Here is a 16,255-nt window from a genome sequence, read left to right on the forward strand (position 1 = left end):
ACCGGCCTTTCGCATCGAGTCGGGGTCAGGCGGCGCCGACGACCCCGCTGAGAACACTGTGGAGTTCCTTCGCCTCGTCGTCGTTCACCGAGACGACCAGTCGACCGCCCCCCTCGAGTGGAACACGCACGATGATGAGGCGGCCTTCCTTGACGGCCTCCATAGGTCCGTCTCCGGTGCGCGGCTTCATGGCTGCCATTGTGGGGCTCCCTTTCGTCTTCGGCCTTCCCCATTAGTCTACCCAATGGGCTGATCGCCTTCGGCGCGCGCGCCTCTCAGCGGACGCTTATCGTCACGGAATCCGGTAGAACGTGTCGCCGAGCGCGAGCATCTCGTGGATCCACAGCCACTGCCCGCCGAGGCACAGCACCAGCATCCCGATCCGCCACCATCGTGAGGGCGGGACCGCCACGGCGGCGGCCACGGGCGTGAGGGGCAGCAGCAGCCGGAAAACGCTCGACTGCGGGAAGAACACCGCGAGCAGGTAGACGAGGTAACTCGCGCCCCACAGCCGGATCTCGGGCCCGAGACGGCGCACCTGGGGTGCCCGCACGAGGAGCGCGGCGGCCCCCACGACCAGGACGGCGAGGGCGATCGGTCCGAGCATCGGCGGCAGCCCCCAGATGCCGAACCAGAGCGAGGATGCCTGCACGAAACCGGCGAAGGGGACGAACTGCTCCTCGGAGCCGACCCAGCTGCGCCGCCAGGCGAGCTCGGTCTCGAGGTACGCGGAGGGATCCCCCGTCGCGACACCGGCGATGACCTGCCAGGCGAATCCCACGATCGTCGCGAGGGCGCCCAGGGCGATGATGTGGACGATGTGCGGGGTCGGCAGCGGATCGACGCGCCGCCGCATCCACCGATGGATCCCATAGAGGCCCAGCAGCAGGGCGAACGCGAGCACCCCCGGCCGGGTGAAGCCCATCAGGACGACGAGCGGATAGATCCAGCCGAACCGCCGGCGCTGGAGCGCCCACAGCGCGAGGAACAGCCAGACCAGCAGGAGCGACTCGGCGTACCCCATCTGGAACAGGGCGGCGAGCGGACCGTTGGCGAAGAGCACCACCGCCCAGAGCGACGCCGTCTCGCCGAGGCGTCCGCGCAGCAGCACGAAGAGCACCACGGATGCCGCGTACCCGGCCCCGAGCGCCAGCACCACCGCTCCCGCCGGGTAGCCGCCGAGGACGGCGCCCAGCGTCCGGGCGAGCACGGGGAACAGCGGCATGAACGCCCACGGGTTCTCGGTCACCTGCCCGGTGTCGTTCACCGGGAGCTCGGACGGGTAGCCGCGATCGGCGATCACCCAGTACCACTGGGCGTCCCATCCCATCGCGAGCGACGGGATGGTGGCGTCCGCGCCGAAGCGCGAGGTGGGTCCGGAGAGGCTCGCCGCGGCCCAGAAGAACAGGGTCGTGACGAGGCGTGCCGAGAGGTAGACGGCGGCGACGGTGCCGGCGACGGAGGCTGCGGACCTCAGTCGCCGCTCAGCCATGCCCGCAGGCCCCGCTCGACGTCCTCGATCTGCGCGATCGGCACGCGCTCCTCGTCGTGATGGGCCAAGTGCGGATCGCCCGGGCCGTAGTTGACCGCGGGAACGCCCATCGCCGAGAACCGCGCGACGTCGGTCCAGCCGTACTTCGGCTTCGGCACCGCGCCGACCGCCGCGACGAACTCCCGCGCGAGCGGCGCGTCGAGCCCTGGCCGGGCCCCCTCGGACAGGTCCACGATCTCGACCTCGAATCCCGCCAGGACGTCGCGCACGTGCGCCTCGGCGGCGGCGGCATCCCGGCTCGGAGCGAAGCGGAAGTTGACGTCGACCTCGCAGGCGTCGGGGATGACGTTGCCGGCGATGCCGCCGCGGATCGCGACGGCGTTGAGGCCCTCACGGTAGAGCAGTCCGTCGACCTCGATCTCCCGCGGCCGGTACTCGGCGAGCCGAGCGAGGATCGGAGCGGCCTTGTGGATCGCGTTCTCGCCGACCCACGCACGGGCGCTGTGCGCGCGCACGCCGGAGGTGCGCACCACCGCGCGGAGGGTGCCGTTGCAGCCGCCCTCCACCTGCCCGTCGGAGGGTTCGCCGAGGATCGCGAAGTCGGCCGCGAAGAGGTCCGGACGGGATGCCGCGAGCCGATTCAACCCGTTGAGGTCGGCGGCGACCTCCTCGTGGTCGTACCACATCCAGGTGATGTCGACACGGGGATCGGTGAGCTCGGCGGCCAGCTTCAGTTGGACGGCGACACCGGCCTTCATGTCGACGGTGCCGCGGCCCCAGAGGTACGGCTCGCCGTCGACCTCGATGTCGCGGGTCGGGACGTTGCCGTTGATGGGGACCGTGTCGATGTGCCCGGCGATCGCGACACGCTGCGCGCGCCCGAGGCGGGTGCGCGCGACGATCGTGTCGCCGTCGCGGTGGACCTCGAGGTGCGGCAGCTCCGAGACGGCCTCGAAGATCGCGTCCGCGAGGACGGTCTCGTCGTCCGACACGCTCGGGATGTCGCAGATGGTCCGTGTCAGGTCGACAGCGGTGGAGCGGAGGTCGAGCCGGGGCATGACGTCGAGTCTAACGACGGCCCGATAGCCTGGAACCATGAGTGACGCACGGTGGGTCTGGGGCATCGGTCTGGCGACGACGAGCGAGGACGGCACCGTCCTCGACACCTGGTACCCCGCACCGGCTGTCGGCCGGGCACCCGCCGAGGTGGACACGACCGACCTCGCCGCCCACGCCGGCGACGACGAGCGGCGCGCCGTCACCGTCGGTGTCGTCGTCGTCGAGATCGACCTCGACGCGCCGCCCGCGGGCACCTCCGACGCCTACCTCCGCCTGCACGCGCTCTCGCACCGCCTCGTCGCCCCGAACGAGCTCGACCTCACCGGCATCTTCGGGCACCTGCCGAACGTCGCGTGGACGAGCGCCGGACCGATGCACCCGCAGGATCTCACCCGTCTGCGCCCGACGCTGCAGCGCGCCGGCATCCAGGTCGCCGGGATCGACAAGTTCCCGCGGCTCACCGACTACGTCGTCCCCTCGGGCGTGCGCATCGCCGACGCCTCGCGCGTCCGGCTCGGGGCGCACCTCGCGCCGGGGACCACGGTGATGCACGAGGGGTTCGTCAACTTCAACGCCGGGACGCTCGGTGCCTCGATGGTCGAGGGACGGATCTCGCAGGGTGTCGTCGTCGGCGACGGTAGCGACATCGGCGGCGGCGCGTCGATCATGGGCACGCTCTCGGGCGGCGGCAGCCACCGGGTCTCGATCGGTCGCCGCACCCTGCTGGGCGCGAACGCCGGCATCGGAATCTCCCTCGGCGACGACTGCATCGTCGAAGCGGGTCTCTACCTGACCGGCGGGACCAAGGTCGTTCTCGTGGGCGAGACGCCGCGGGCCGACGGCACTGTGCCGACGGCGAAGGCCGCCGAACTGTCGGGGCGGAGCGGCATCCTGTTCCGGCGCAACTCGCTCACGGGCGCCGTCGAGGCCGTGCGTCGCGAGGGCGTCGGGGTCACCCTCAACGCCGACCTGCACGCCTGAGGGGTCAGCCCTTCAGGACGGCGGCCCGCGCCTCGCGGTGCTCCTCGTCGCTGATGATGCCGCGCGCCCGGAGACCGTCGAGTTCGATCAGGCGCTGCTCGATGGTCGGCACGGCAGGGGTCGGCGCGGCAGGCGGTGTCGCGACCGCCGGCTCGGATGCCGCGGGCGCGAGCGCGTCGCTGCGCAGCACCTTGGCGGCGATCTGCGCATCCACGGTCAGCGGGTCGATCCCCGCGTCGCTCAGGATGCGATACTTCCGCGCGCGGATGACGAGCCCGAAGACCGCCCCGACGATGCCGAGCACCAGGACCAGGCCGAAGACGGCCGAGAACCCCGACGCCATCCCGTCCATGCCGGTGGGATCCATGACCCCGCCGTCGTCCACGCCCGGCGGCACGCCGATCACCCCGTCATCGATGTACCCGCTGTCGTCGACGAAACCCGAATCGTCGAAGGTCAGTCCTACCCCCGGCATCCACCCCATGGGCACACCCTAGCGGGGTGCGGGGCGTGCGTCAGCGGGAAACGGGGTAGTCCCGCTCCGTCGCTCCCGTGTAGAGCTGCTGCGGGCGACCGATCTTGGTCTGCGGGTCGTTCTGCATCTCGCGCCAGTGCGCGAGCCAGCCGGGAAGCCGACCGATCGCGAACAGGGGCGTGAACATCCGTGTCGGGAAGCCCATCGCCTTGTAGATGACGCCGGTGTAGAAGTCGACGTTCGGGTAGAGGCGACGCTCCTTGAAGTAGTCGTCGTTGAGCGCGATCTCCTCGAGCTCGTTGGCGAGGGCGAGGAGCGGGTCCTCGACGCCGAGTTCGCGGAGGACCTCGTCGGCGGATTCCTTGACGAGCTTCGCGCGCGGGTCGTAGTTCTTGTAGACGCGGTGCCCGAAGCCCATGAGCTTGACGCCGTCTTCCTTGTTCTTCACCCGCTCGACGAAGCGCTGCACGCTCTCTCCCGAGTCACGGATGCGCGCGAGCATGTCGAGGACGGCCTCGTTCGCGCCGCCGTGGAGCGGCCCGTAGAGCGCGTTGATGCCGGCCGAGATCGACGAGAACTGGTTGGCCCCGGTCGACCCGACGAGCCGCACGGTCGAGGTCGACGCGTTCTGCTCGTGGTCCTCGTGCAGGATGAGCAGCCGCTCGAGCGCCCGCGACATGACCGGGTTGATCTCGTAGGGTTCGGCGTTGTTGCCGAAGTTCAGCTTGAGGAAGTTGTCGACGAAGCTCAGCGAGTTGTCGGGGTAGAGGAACGCGTGCCCGATGCTCTTCTTGTGCGCGTACGCCGCGATCACGGGGAGCTTCGCGAGCATGCGGATCGTGTTGAGCTCGACGTGCTCCGGGTTGTGCGGGTCGCTCTGGCCCTCGTAGTAGGTCGAGAGCGCGGCCGTTGCGGCCGAGAGGACCGACATCGGGTGCGCGGTATGCGGCAGAGCTGAGAAGAAGTGCTTGAGGTCCTCGTGCAGGAGCGTGTGGCGCCGGATCTTCTCGTCCCAGCCGGCCAGCTCGTCCGCCGTGGGAAGCTCGCCGTAGATGAGGAGCCAGGCGACCTCGAGGTAGGTGCTGTGCTGTGCGAGCTGCTCGATCGGGTACCCGCGGTACCGCAGGATGCCCTGGTCACCATCGATGTACGTGATCGCGGACTTCGTCGAAGCGGTGTTCACGAAGCCGTAGTCGAGCGAGGTGTGCCCGGTCTGCTTCGTGAACGTCGAGAAGTCGACGCTCGGTACCCCTTCGCTTCCGGCGACGAGCGGGAGCTCCGCGGTCGTGTCACCGATGGTCACGGTGGCCTTCTGAGGGGTGTCCGCGTTGGTCACGAAGCCTCCTTGCGGTCGTCGGGAGCGGTCTCTACAGCCTAACGGGGAGATGGCGCCTCTCCTGACGCGCCCAACGGATCGCGGCATCCGTGAGAGGAAACCTACGAAACGCTACGATCCCGCGGATGCCGTCAGTCGCCGCGCCGCGGCGGCGATGCGCTCGTCGGTCGCGGTGAGCGAGAAGCGCACGTGCTGCGGGTGGTGCGCGCCGTAGAAGTGGCCGGGACCGGCCAGGATGCCGAGCTCGGCGAGCCGGCCGAGCGACGTCCAGGCGTCCTCCCCCGCCGTCGCCCAGAGGTACAGGCCGCCCTCGCTGTGGTCGATCCGGAACCCGGCCGCCTCGACGGCGGGCTTCAGCACGTCGCGCCGCGCACGGTACAGCGCGCGCTGGTGCTCGACGTGCGGGTCGTCCTCGAGGGCGGCGACCATCGCGTCCTGCACGGGACCCGGGACCATGAGTCCGAGGTGCTTGCGCGCCGTCACGAGCCCCGCCACCAGATCCGTGTCGCCCGCCAGGAACGCGGCGCGGTACCCGGCGAGGTTGGACTGCTTGCTGAGCGAGTAGACCGACAGGAGCGCGGTGAGGTCGCCCTCGGTGACGCGCGGATCGAGGACGCTCGGCACCGCGGCATCCGCCCACGGTCCGTCCCAGCCCAGCTCGGCGTAGCACTCGTCCGAGGCCAGGACGGCACCCAGCTCGCGCGCGCGACGCACGGCGCGGCGGAGCTCGTCGACGCCCAGCACGCGGCCGTCGGGGTTGCCGGGAGAGTTGAGCCACACCAGGCGGGTCGTCTCGGGCCATTCGCCCGGATCGTCCGAGGCGAGCGCGGTCGCGCCGACGAGGCGGGCACCGACCTCGTACGACGGGTAGGCGGCGCGGGGGTGCACGACGGTGTCGCCGGGGCCGAGCCCGAGGAGCAGCGGCAGGAGCGCGACGAGCTCCTTCGAGCCGACCGTGGGGATCACGTGCGCGGGAGTCAGGCCGGGGACGCCGCGGCGCCGCGCGTACCAGGCGGCGATCGCTTCGCGCAGCGCCGGGGTGCCGACGGTCTGCGGGTAGGCGTGCGCATCGGTCGAGCGCCGCAGGGCGTCCGCCACGACGCCGGGCGTCGGGTCGACCGGAGAGCCGATGGAGAGGTCGACGATGCCGTCAGGATGCTGCCGTGCGCGCGCGGCGTACGGTGCGACGGCGTCCCACGGGTAGTCGGCGAGATCGCGGACGCTCATGGACGGTCAGTGCGCCTGCGGCGGAAGACCCGCGATGACGGGGTGGTCCTTCGCGATCACACCGACCTTCGCGGCACCGCCGGGCGAGCCGATGTCCTCGAAGAACTCGACGTTGGCGGTGTAGTAGTCCTGCCACTCGGCGGGGAGGTCGTCCTCGTAGTAGATCGCCTCGACCGGGCAGACCGGCTCGCACGCACCGCAGTCGACGCACTCGTCGGGGTGGATGTAGAGCGACCGTTCGCCCTCGTAGATGCAGTCGACGGGGCACTCGTCGATGCAGGCACGGTCTTTGACATCCACGCACGGGAGAGCGATCACATACGTCACACGACGAGTCTAGTTCGTGGAACGGAGCCGGGATGCCGACGGCCACGCGACGACGAGCGCGGCCACGAGCGGCACGACGAAGGTCCAGATGAGCCCGGGCGTGATGGTCGCGCCCTCCGGTGGCGCCGGGACGACGACCGAGCCGCCCGGCCCCTCGTTGGCGAAGAGGAGCGTCGCGAGCATGGCTCCCAGGCCGCAGGCCAGAGCCGACGCGCGCTCCCCCGTGAGGATGCGGACGGCGACCAGCAGGGCGATGAAACCGAGCGAGGCGACCAGCAGGCCGACGGGGACCACACCCCACACCGCCGCCTGACCGATGGTGCCGGCCACGCCGTAGACGACGCCGATGACGGCGGCGAGGATCCACGTGGCGACGCGGGCGAGCAGGGCGTTCACCACGACAGTCTAGGCGCGCACCCTGGGGCGATCACGCCGCCCAGCCCCACAGGCGCAGGAGCGCCGCGGTGGCGGCGGCCGCGACCACGACCACGAGGAACGGCGCACGGATCACGAGCAGGCCCGCGGCCACGAGGACGGCGGGCAGCCGCGCATCGACGACGACCGCCTGGCCCGCACCCAGCGTCTGCACGACGACGAGAGCGGCGAGCAGGGCGACGGTGAGCAGGTCGATCGTCCGCGACGGGCGCGGCGCGTCGAACCACGCCGGCGGCACGAGATACCCCACGGTCTTCAGCGCGACGCAGACGATCGAGGCGAGCAGGATGGCGTGCCACAGGGTCATGACGCGGCCTCCGTGGTGGTCTCGCGGGCGCCGAGCCAGTTCGTCCAGCCGACGACGAGTGCGACGACCGCGGCGACGAGGACGGGAAGCCCCGGCATGAGCAGCGGGGTCGAGATCGCCGCGACGACGGCCGCCGCCGCCCCCACCGCGATCGCCTGACGCCGGCGCAGACGCGGCCAGAGCAGTGCGAGGAACGCAGCCGCGGCCGCGGCATCCAATCCGTAGGTCCGGACGTCACCGAGGACGTCGCCCAGCAGCGCTCCCGCGAGGGTCGTGAGGTTCCAGCCGAGGTAGATGCCGATGCCGGTCACCCAGAAGCCGATGCGGCGGGCACCGGCATCCGTCTGCGCCAGCGCGACCGCCGTCGATTCGTCGATCGTGAAATGGGATGCCGCGGCGCGCCGCCAGAAGCCCGTACCCACGACCGGCGACATGCGCAGTCCGTAGGCGACGTTGCGCATGCCGAGCAGCCCCGCCGACGCGATCGCCGCGCCCGCGAGACCTCCCCCGCCGATCACACCGACGAACGCGAACTGCGATCCGCCGGTGAACATGAACAGGCTGAGGACGCACGTCTGCCAGACGTCCAGACCCGAGGCGACCGCGAGGGCGCCGAAGGACACCCCATAGGCGCTGGTCGCGAGGACCACCCCGAGGGAGTCTCGCCACGCCCGTCCGGTGGGCTGCTCCTCCCCCGTCACCGCGTCAGGAACCGGCGTCCTGGCGCTTCAGGCGCGAGGCGGCGCGGCCGCGCTCGGTCGCGTCGAGCACGACCTTGCGGATGCGCACCTTCTCGGGCGTGACCTCGACGCATTCGTCGTCGCGGGCGAACTCGAGGCTCTCCTCGAGGGTGAGCACGCGCGGCGGCGTCATCGACTCGAAGGAGTCCGAGGTCGACGAACGCATGTTCGTGAGCTTCTTCTCCTTCGTGATGTTGACGTCCATGTCGTCGGCGCGCGAGTTCTCGCCGATGACCATGCCCTCGTAGACCTCCTCGGTGGGCTGCACGAAGAACGACATGCGCTCCTGGAGAGCGATCATGGCGAACGGCGTGACGACGCCGGCGCGGTCGGCGACGATCGAGCCGTTCTGACGGGTCGAGATCGCGCCCGCCCACTCGTCGTAGCCGTGCGAGATCGCGTTCGCGATGCCGGTGCCGCGCGTGATGGTGAGGAACTCGCTGCGGAAGCCGATGAGACCGCGCGAGGGGACGATGAACTCCATGCGCACCCAGCCGGTGCCGTGGTTGGTCATCGTCTCCATACGGCCCTTGCGGCCGGCCATCAGCTGGGTGATGGCACCGAGGTGCTCCTCGGGTGCGTCGATCGTGAGGTGCTCGAACGGCTCGGTGAGCTTGCCGTTCTCGTCGCGCCGGGTGACCACCTGCGGCTTGCCGACGGTGAGCTCGAAGCCCTCGCGGCGCATGTTCTCGACGAGGATCGCCAGCGCGAGCTCACCACGGCCCTGGACCTCCCACGCGTCGGGCTGGCCGATGTCGACGACCTTCAGCGACACGTTGCCGATGAGCTCGCGGTCGAGGCGGTCCTTCACCATGCGGGCGGTGAGCTTGTGCCCCTTGACCTTGCCCATGAGCGGCGAGGTGTTGGTGCCGATCGTCATCGAGATGGCGGGGTCGTCGACCGTGATGGCCGGGAGGGGACGGATGTCCTCGGGGTCGGCGATGGTCTCACCGATCGTGATGTTCTCGAAGCCCGCGATCGCGACGATGTCGCCGGGGCCGGCGGACTCGGCGGGGTAGCGCTCGAGCGCGCGGGTCATGAGCAGCTCGGTGATGCGGGCGTTGCTCGTCGTGCCGTCCGCGCGCACCCAGGCGACGGTCTGCCCCTTCTTGAGCGTGCCGTTGAAGACGCGCAGGAGGGCGAGACGGCCGAGGAACGGCGAGGAGTCGAGGTTCGTGACCCACGCCTGCAGCGGAGCCTCGTCGTCGTACGACGGAGCGGGGACGTGCTCGAGGATCGCCTCGAACAGCGGCTCGAGGTCGTCGTTGTCGGGCAGCGAGCCGTTGTCCGGGCGCGTGCGCGAGGCGGCGCCGGCGCGGCCCGAGGCGTAGACGACGGGGACGTCGAGCAGCGCGTCGACGTCGAGGTCGGGCACGTCGTCCTGCAGGTCGGAGGCGAGACCCAGCAGCAGGTCGTGCGCCTCCTCCTCGACCTCCGCGATGCGGGCGTCGGGACGGTCGGTCTTGTTGACCAGGAGGATGACGGGGAGCTTGGCCTCGAGCGCCTTGCGCAGGACGAACCGGGTCTGCGGGAGCGGGCCCTCGGAGGCATCCACCAGCAGGACGACGCCGTCCACCATCGACAGGCCGCGCTCGACCTCGCCGCCGAAGTCGGCGTGACCGGGGGTGTCGATGACGTTGATCGTGATCGGCTGCTCGGTGTGGATGCCGTTGTACGTGATCGCCGTGTTCTTGGCGAGGATCGTGATCCCCTTCTCACGCTCGAGGTCGTTCGAGTCCATCGCGCGCTCTTCGACGTGCGCGTGCTCGCCGAACGAGCCGGTCTGGCGGAGCATGGCGTCGACGAGCGTCGTCTTGCCGTGGTCGACGTGCGCGACGATCGCGACGTTACGGAGGTCAGGACGGAGGGCGTGCGCCATGAAGGGAGTTCCTTGCAGAGAGGGATGATGCCGGGATGCCGGCAGTCCACTTTACCGCAGCCCGCGACACGCCGACGGGGCGAGGACCTTTCGGTCCCCGCCCCGCCGTGCATCAGGTGATGCGGGTGAGCGATGCTCGGATCACTCGGTGTAGCCGACCAGCGACCAGTCGATGTTCTTGAACGTCGCCGTGCCGTAGTTGGCGAGACCCTCGTCGGTCGCCACCACCTCGGGGTACGGGTAGATCGGAACGCTCGGCAGGAAGTCGGCGATCACCTCGTTGATCTGCTTGGCGATCTCCAGACGCTTGGTCTCGTCGAGCTCGGCGTTGGCCTGCTCCCACAGGTCGGCGAGACGGTCGTCCGTCACGCGCGCGTAGTTCTGCGGCGAGTCCGCCGGCGTGTAGATCGTCTCCGCGGACGAGATCGGGAACAGCGTGCCCTGCCACCCGAACGTCACGGCCTGGAAGTCCCCGGCCTCGATGTTCGTGAAGTAGTTCTCGCTGGGGACCTCGTTGAGGGTGACCTTGACGCCGATCTTGGCGAGGGCGTCCTGGACGCCCAGCGCGCGGTTGATGTTCGACTGCGTGCCCGCCGGAACGGTGATCGCGAACTCGAGCGGCTTGCCGTCCTTCGTCCAGGAGTCGCCCTCCTTGGTCCAACCGGCTTCCTCGAGCGTCTCCTCGGCCTTGGCCGGGTCGCTGCCGATCTTCTCGTCGAAGACGTCGCTGTAGCCGGCCTGGCCGGGCATGAAGATCCAGTCGCCGAGCGTGGTCGCCGGGGCGCCCAGGGGCTCGTTGGCGACGCGGGCGATCAGCTCGCGGTCCATCGCCATACCGATGGCCTTGCGGACGTTGACGTCGTCGAACGGCGCCGCGGTCGCGTTGAAGGTCAGGTGCGACCAGGTGACACCGCCGGAGCGGCCGACGACGGATCCTGCCTTGGCACTGGCGGTCTCCAGAGCGTCGGGCGTCTGGATCTCGATCGCGTCGATCTCGTCGTTGGAGTAGGCCTGCGGCAGGGTCTCCTGCGCGATGACCTTGAAGGTGATGCTGTCGAGCTTCGGCTTGTTGGCACCCCACCAGTTCGGGTTGGGGACCAGCTTGAAGATCTTGGCGCTGTTGTCGATCGAGTCGACGACGTACGGGCCCGCGGAGGGGACGGCCTCGGACGCGAAGCCGCTGTTGAAGGCCTCCTTGTCCTTGGCGATGTCCGCCGGGAGCACCGGGGTCAGGAACAGGCTCGGCCAGTCGGCGTAGGCACCCTTGAAGGTGACCGTGTACTCGAAGTCGCTGACGACCTCGGCCTTGTCGATCGCGTCGAACACCGACGACGGGACCGTCTCGTAGCCGTCGGCGGCGCCGCCGGCGGCGGCGTAGGTGGCGACGTAGTCCTCGGCGGTGATCGGCTTGCCGTCGGGCCACACGGCCTTCTCGTTGAGCTTGACCGTGACGACCTGGGGCGACTCGCTCGTCAGTTCGATCGAGGTGGCGTAGTCGGGGTTCGCGGTCCAGCTGCCGTCGTCCGCGACGACCCACATCGAGGAGAGCGTGGGCTCGAGGAGCCGCTGGACGTCGACGTTGGCCGCGAGTGCGTGGTTCGGGTTCCAGCTGCCCTCGTCCGTCGGGCTGCTCGTGACGGAGAGGTTGAGCGTGCCCCCGTCGGTGAGGTCGCCGTAGTCCACCGTCTCGTAGCCGACCAGGGGGAGCGATTCGGGCGACGCCGAGGAGGACGGCGACGGCGACGACGTGGTCCCGCCAGCACAGGCGGTGAGCATGAGAGCTCCCGCGCTGAGCACAGCAAGACCCGCAAGTGCTGTCTTACGGATCATGTGCATCTACTTTCTTCTTGGGTCCGCCGGAAAAGACGGAGTTCAGGGGTCAGGTGACGACGAGGACGTTCTTCTCGACGTGGTGGCAGGCCACCTCGACGCGGCCGCGCCGCGCCAGATCGGGGTACTCGCCGAGGCAGAGCCGCTGGTCGTCCTCGGGCAGGAGACGGAACAGCGGGCAGCGGGTGCGGAAGCGGCATCCCTGGATCTCCACGGCCGGGCTCGGCAGGTCGCCGTCGAGCAGCACGCGTTCCCGGGTGCGCTCGATGTGCGGGTCCGGGATCGGCGCCGCCGACATGAGGGCCTGGGTGTACGGATGCCGCGGGTTGCTGAAGACCTCGGCGATCGGTCCGGACTCGACGATCCGGCCGAGGTACATGACCGAGACGTCGTCGGCCAGCTGGCGGACGACCGCGAGGTCGTGGGCGACGAACACCATCGACAGGCCCAACCGGTCGCGGAGGTCCTGCAGGAGGTTGATCACACCGGCCTGGATCGACACGTCGAGGGCCGAGACCGGTTCGTCGAGGACGAGCACCTTCGGGTTCGTCGCCAGGGCGCGGGCGATGCCGATGCGCTGGCGCTGACCGCCGGAGAACTCGTGCGGGTAGCGGTCCGCCATCGCGGGGTCGAGGCCCACGAGCTCGAGGAGTTCGACGACGCGCTCGTCGCGCTGGGCCTTGGGGACGTCGTGCACGAGTAGCGGCTCGGCGATGACCTCTCCGATCGGCAGGCGCGGGTCGACGGCGGCCGCCGGGTCCTGGAACACGATCTGGATGTCGCGGCGCAGCTCCCGGCGTCCCTTGCGGGTCAGCGAGGCGACGTCCTTGCCGTCGAAGGTGATCCGCCCGCCCTGCGGGGCGGTGAGCTCCATCATCTCGAGGATGGTGGTGGTCTTGCCGCACCCCGACTCGCCCACGAGGGCGAGCACGCGCCCCTCGCGGAGGTCGAAGGAGACACCGTCCACGGCCTTGACGTCACCCACGCGACGGCGGAACACGCCGCCGCGGTAGAGCGGGAAGTGCCGCTTGAGGTCGCGCACCTCGACGATGGGAGCCTCCGTCGTCTCGGCGACGACCTCGGCCGGCAGCGGCTCGGGCCGCGGGAAGATGTCGGAGCGCCGGAGGACACCCTCGGCGAGTTCGTCCGAGCGATGGCACGCGGCGAGCTGCCCGACGGCCTTCCCGGCGGGGACGAGCTCGGGCTCGACCTCGTGGCACACCGCGATCGCGGCGGGGCAGCGTGCGGCGAAGGGGCAGCCCTTCGGGAGCGAGCCGAGGGACGGCGGGCGACCCTCGAGCGGGACGAGGCGTTCGGTGCCTGCGGTGCGGATGTTGGGCACCGATCGGAGCAGACCCACCGTGTACGGCATGACGGGCTCGCGGAAGATCGTCTCGACGCTGCCGTACTCGACCATCTTCCCGGCGTACATGACGCCGACGTTGTCGGCGTGACCGGCCACGACACCGAGGTCGTGAGTGATGAGCGACACGGCGGCACCCGTGATCCGCTTCGCCTCCTCGAGCACTTCGAGGATCTGCGCCTGGATCGTCACGTCGAGTGCGGTCGTCGGCTCGTCGGCGATGATGAGGCGCGGGTTGTTTGCGATCGCGATGGCGATCATCGCGCGCTGCCGCATCCCACCCGAGTACTCGTGCGGGAACGCCTTGGCACGGCGCGGGGCGTCGGGGATGCCGACGATCTTGAGGAGCTCGACGGCGCGCGCGGCGGCGGCCTGCTTGCTGAGCGCCGAGTCGTGCAGTCGCAGCGCTTCGGCGATCTGATCGCCGACGGTGTAGACGGGGGTCAGCGCCGACAGCGGGTCCTGGAAGATGATCGCCAGTTCGCGGCCGCGGATGCGGGAGAGCCGCCGGTCGTCGAGCGACAGCAGGTTCTGCCCCTGGAAGAGGATCTCGCCCTCGATCTGAGCCGTGTCGGGGAGGAGACCCATCACCGCGAGCGAGGAGACCGACTTGCCAGAGCCGGACTCGCCCACGATCCCGAGGAACTCGCCCTCGTGGATCGTGTAGCTGACGTCGCGGACGGCGCGCACGGGTGACCCGTCGCGCTGCGGGAACGTGACGGAGAGGTTCTTGACCTCGAGGATCGGGCGGCCGCGTTCGCGGGCGCTCGTCTCGATCGAGTGCAGCAGTTCGTCAACCACGGTTGGCTCCGGAAGTGGGGTCGATGGCGTCGCGCAGAGCATCGCCGACGAGGCTCAGGCTCAGGAGCAGGACGACGAGGGTCGCCGCGGGGAAGACGAACAGCCAGGGTCGGGTGGCCGCGGCGGTGTTTCCGGCGGCGATGAGGGTACCGAGCGAGACTTCGGGCGCCTGCACGCCGAAGCCGAAGAAGCTGAGGCTCGTCTCGGCCAGGATCATGGCGCCGACACCCAGCGTGGCGTCGATGATGAGGAGGGAGGCGACGTTCGGGACGACGTGGCGGGTGACGACCGACCACGTGCCGAAGCCCATGTAGCGCGCGGCCTTCACGAACTCGCGCTCACGCAGCGAGCGTGTCTGCGAACGGATCACCTGCGCCATGATCATCCAGCCGAACAGCGCCAGGAAGAAGGTCATGACGATCCAGCCGGACTCCCGGAAGAACGGGAAGAGCAGCACGAGGATGAAGAAGGCGGGCAGCACGAGCAGCAGGTCGATGAACCAGGCGATGACCTTGTCGCTCCACCCGCCGACGTACCCGGCGATCGCTCCCACGAAGCCCGCGATGAGCGTGGCCAGCGGACCCGCGACGAAACCGACGATCAGGGAGATGCGCAGGCCGGCCATCGTCTGGGCGAACAGGTCGTAACCGAGCGTGTCCGTACCGAACGGGTGCGCGGCGCTCGGCGCCTGGTTGAGGGAGAAGTAATCGCGCGTGGTGTGCGAGATCGGCCAGACGAGCGGACCGACGACCGCCCACAGGACGATCGCGACGAGGACGATCGTGCCGATCCAGAACTGCTTCGACGAGCGCAGGCGCTGCCAGATCAAGCGCGAGCGCGTGAGCGGCTTGCGGGTCTTCTGATCCGCGGAGACCGAGAGCTCGGCGACCTCGGCGGACTGTTCGAGAGGGATGACCATGATTACCTCCGCACGCGCGGGTCGAGGGCGGCGTACAAGACTTCTGAGAGGGTCGACGAGCACAGGATCAGGACCGCGACGAACATCGTCGATCCCGCCACCGCGTTGATGTCGTCCTGCTGCACGGCTTGGATCGTGAGTTCGCCCATCCCGTGCCAGCCGAACATGATCTCGAGCATCGTCGCCCCGGCGACCAGGGTGCCGAAGCTGTAGGCGAAGAACGTCGACATGGGGATGAGCGCGACGCGCACACCGTGACGCACGAGGGCGGACCCGCGGGTGCGGCCCTTCGACCGCGCGGTGCGGATGTAGTCCGCGCCGAGGACGTCGAGCATCGCGCTGCGCTGGTACCGGCTGTACGAGGCCGCTGCGCCCAGGATCAGGACGAGGGTCGGCAGCAGCAGGTGCGAGAGGCGGTCGCCCAGCTGAGGCCAGAACTCATTCGGGATGCCCGGCGAGTACTGACCGGTGAACCGGATGATCTGGGACCCCGCCGCCTGGTTGAAGTAGGTGGCGAGGATCATGAGGAGGATCGCCATGACGACGGTGGGGGTCGCGAACAGCAGGTAGGACGCCGCCGTGACGATGCGGTCGCTCGTGCGGTACTGGCGCACGGCGCCCCAGACGCCCAGGATCACGCCCAGGATGGCGCCGATGATCGAGCCCACCAGCAGCAGCTGCAGGCTCACCCCGGCGCGGACGAAGATCTGCTCGACGACCGGCTGATTGCCCGTCGTGAGGCCGAGCGAACCCTGGGTGAAGAGATTGCCGAGCCACCGGAAGAGGCGGAGCAGGAGCGGGTCCTCGGGGTTCACACCCCAGCGGTCCAGGATGCCGTCGATCGTCGACTGCGGAACCGGAGGGTTCCGCTGCAGGAACCGTCGCTCAGGGACGAGTCCGATGCTCGCGAGCACGTACGCCAGCGACGTGGCGACGAGGGTGAGGATCGCGTAGTTCAGGATTCTCCTGATCAAGTACAGCGTCACGCGTCTCGGGTGTCCTCTCCGGCCGTTCCGGCGTCGAGGACGCCTTGCCTAACGGGGCTTCGCTGCCCCGCCCGCACAACGCTAACAAACATGCCCAC

16 protein-coding genes are annotated in these 16,255 nt (G+C 69.7%); 1 reads left to right on the forward strand and 15 read right to left on the reverse strand.

Going from position 1 to position 16,255, the window contains the following annotated elements:
- Positions 1-25: 25 nt before the first annotated feature.
- The 3 genes from Q9S71_RS11375 to dapE all read right to left on the reverse strand — a co-directional run bounded on the left by Q9S71_RS11375 (position 26) and on the right by dapE (position 2,550).
- Positions 26-199 (reverse strand): DUF3117 domain-containing protein, encoded by a 174-nt coding sequence (locus Q9S71_RS11375; protein WP_064506455.1) that lies wholly within the window; start codon positions 197-199, stop codon positions 26-28.
- 93 nt (positions 200-292) lie between these two features.
- A complete protein-coding gene (locus tag Q9S71_RS11380; RefSeq protein ID WP_311862441.1) occupies positions 293-1,492 on the reverse strand; it encodes a hypothetical protein in 1,200 nt (399 codons plus the stop codon).
- The gene (gene dapE / locus Q9S71_RS11385) at positions 1,474-2,550 is read right to left on the reverse strand and encodes a succinyl-diaminopimelate desuccinylase (RefSeq protein WP_064001810.1); all 1,077 of its coding nucleotides are present in this window, start codon (positions 2,548-2,550) and stop codon (positions 1,474-1,476) included. The genes Q9S71_RS11380 and dapE overlap by 19 nt, the downstream gene beginning before the upstream one ends.
- Before the next feature lie 37 nt (positions 2,551-2,587).
- On the opposite strand from dapE, the gene dapD reads away from it, so the two are divergent.
- Positions 2,588-3,532, forward strand: a complete 945-nt coding sequence (gene dapD / locus Q9S71_RS11390) for a 2,3,4,5-tetrahydropyridine-2,6-dicarboxylate N-succinyltransferase (protein ID WP_064001809.1) — start codon at positions 2,588-2,590, stop codon at positions 3,530-3,532.
- Positions 3,533-3,536: 4 nt separating this feature from the next.
- Here dapD and Q9S71_RS11395 read toward each other — a convergent pair whose 3' ends face one another.
- The 12 genes from Q9S71_RS11395 to Q9S71_RS11450 all read right to left on the reverse strand — a co-directional run bounded on the left by Q9S71_RS11395 (position 3,537) and on the right by Q9S71_RS11450 (position 16,157).
- Entirely contained in the window at positions 3,537-4,016 is a 480-nt protein-coding gene (locus Q9S71_RS11395) for an SHOCT domain-containing protein (RefSeq protein WP_311862442.1), read from the reverse strand.
- 31 nt (positions 4,017-4,047) lie between these two features.
- Positions 4,048-5,343, reverse strand: coding sequence for a citrate synthase (locus Q9S71_RS11400; protein WP_064001808.1), 1,296 nt, complete (start codon positions 5,341-5,343; stop codon positions 4,048-4,050).
- Between the two features lie 111 nt (positions 5,344-5,454).
- A complete protein-coding gene (gene dapC, locus Q9S71_RS11405) occupies positions 5,455-6,570 on the reverse strand; it encodes a succinyldiaminopimelate transaminase (protein ID WP_311862443.1) in 1,116 nt (371 codons plus the stop codon).
- A gap of 6 nt (positions 6,571-6,576) precedes the next feature.
- On the reverse strand, positions 6,577-6,897 hold the full coding sequence (gene fdxA / locus Q9S71_RS11410; RefSeq protein ID WP_064001806.1) for a ferredoxin: 321 nt from the start codon (positions 6,895-6,897) through the stop codon (positions 6,577-6,579).
- Positions 6,898-6,906: 9 nt separating this feature from the next.
- A complete protein-coding gene (locus Q9S71_RS11415) occupies positions 6,907-7,293 on the reverse strand; it encodes a DUF6113 family protein (protein ID WP_064002455.1) in 387 nt (128 codons plus the stop codon).
- 31 nt (positions 7,294-7,324) lie between these two features.
- A complete protein-coding gene (locus tag Q9S71_RS11420) occupies positions 7,325-7,639 on the reverse strand; it encodes an AzlD domain-containing protein (RefSeq protein ID WP_064001805.1) in 315 nt (104 codons plus the stop codon).
- Positions 7,636-8,340 carry an AzlC family ABC transporter permease gene (locus Q9S71_RS11425; RefSeq protein ID WP_311862444.1) on the reverse strand — a complete coding sequence of 235 codons (705 nt, stop codon included), beginning with the start codon at positions 8,338-8,340 and terminating at the stop codon, positions 7,636-7,638. Before Q9S71_RS11425 ends, Q9S71_RS11420 begins: the two co-directional genes overlap by 4 nt.
- A gap of 4 nt (positions 8,341-8,344) precedes the next feature.
- Complete coding sequence (gene typA, locus Q9S71_RS11430; RefSeq protein ID WP_253033964.1) at positions 8,345-10,258, reverse strand: translational GTPase TypA; 1,914 nt, start codon at positions 10,256-10,258, stop codon at positions 8,345-8,347.
- Between the two features lie 141 nt (positions 10,259-10,399).
- Entirely contained in the window at positions 10,400-12,088 is a 1,689-nt protein-coding gene (locus tag Q9S71_RS11435; protein WP_064001802.1) for an ABC transporter family substrate-binding protein, read from the reverse strand.
- A gap of 49 nt (positions 12,089-12,137) precedes the next feature.
- The gene (locus Q9S71_RS11440) at positions 12,138-14,252 is read right to left on the reverse strand and encodes a dipeptide ABC transporter ATP-binding protein (protein WP_311862445.1); all 2,115 of its coding nucleotides are present in this window, start codon (positions 14,250-14,252) and stop codon (positions 12,138-12,140) included.
- Positions 14,245-15,171: an ABC transporter permease gene (locus Q9S71_RS11445; RefSeq protein WP_064001801.1), complete on the reverse strand. Its 927-nt coding sequence runs from the start codon at positions 15,169-15,171 to the stop codon at positions 14,245-14,247. Before Q9S71_RS11445 ends, Q9S71_RS11440 begins: the two co-directional genes overlap by 8 nt.
- A gap of 2 nt (positions 15,172-15,173) precedes the next feature.
- The gene (locus Q9S71_RS11450) at positions 15,174-16,157 is read right to left on the reverse strand and encodes an ABC transporter permease (RefSeq protein ID WP_311862446.1); all 984 of its coding nucleotides are present in this window, start codon (positions 16,155-16,157) and stop codon (positions 15,174-15,176) included.
- Between the last annotated feature and the right edge of the window lie 98 nt (positions 16,158-16,255).

This window comes from Microbacterium gawkjiense (genome assembly GCF_031932225.1).
Lineage (GTDB): Bacteria > Actinomycetota > Actinomycetes > Actinomycetales > Microbacteriaceae > Microbacterium > Microbacterium gawkjiense.

Excerpts from the sequence above, each read along its gene's own strand:
- typA (WP_253033964.1), bottom strand. The coding sequence starts at position 10,258 with ATGGCGCACGCCCTCCGTCCTGACCTCCGTAACGTCGCGATCGTCGCG.
- Q9S71_RS11445 (WP_064001801.1), bottom strand. The coding sequence starts at position 15,171 with ATGGTCATCCCTCTCGAACAGTCCGCCGAGGTCGCCGAGCTCTCGGTC.
- dapD (WP_064001809.1), top strand. The coding sequence starts at position 2,588 with ATGAGTGACGCACGGTGGGTCTGGGGCATCGGTCTGGCGACGACGAGC.
- dapC (WP_311862443.1), bottom strand. The coding sequence starts at position 6,570 with ATGAGCGTCCGCGATCTCGCCGACTACCCGTGGGACGCCGTCGCACCG.
- Q9S71_RS11380 (WP_311862441.1), bottom strand. The coding sequence starts at position 1,492 with ATGGCTGAGCGGCGACTGAGGTCCGCAGCCTCCGTCGCCGGCACCGTC.
- Q9S71_RS11375 (WP_064506455.1), bottom strand. The coding sequence starts at position 199 with ATGGCAGCCATGAAGCCGCGCACCGGAGACGGACCTATGGAGGCCGTC.
- dapE (WP_064001810.1), bottom strand. The coding sequence starts at position 2,550 with ATGCCCCGGCTCGACCTCCGCTCCACCGCTGTCGACCTGACACGGACC.
- Q9S71_RS11435 (WP_064001802.1), bottom strand. The coding sequence starts at position 12,088 with ATGATCCGTAAGACAGCACTTGCGGGTCTTGCTGTGCTCAGCGCGGGA.
- Q9S71_RS11395 (WP_311862442.1), bottom strand. The coding sequence starts at position 4,016 with ATGGGGTGGATGCCGGGGGTAGGACTGACCTTCGACGATTCGGGTTTC.
- Q9S71_RS11420 (WP_064001805.1), bottom strand. The coding sequence starts at position 7,639 with ATGACCCTGTGGCACGCCATCCTGCTCGCCTCGATCGTCTGCGTCGCG.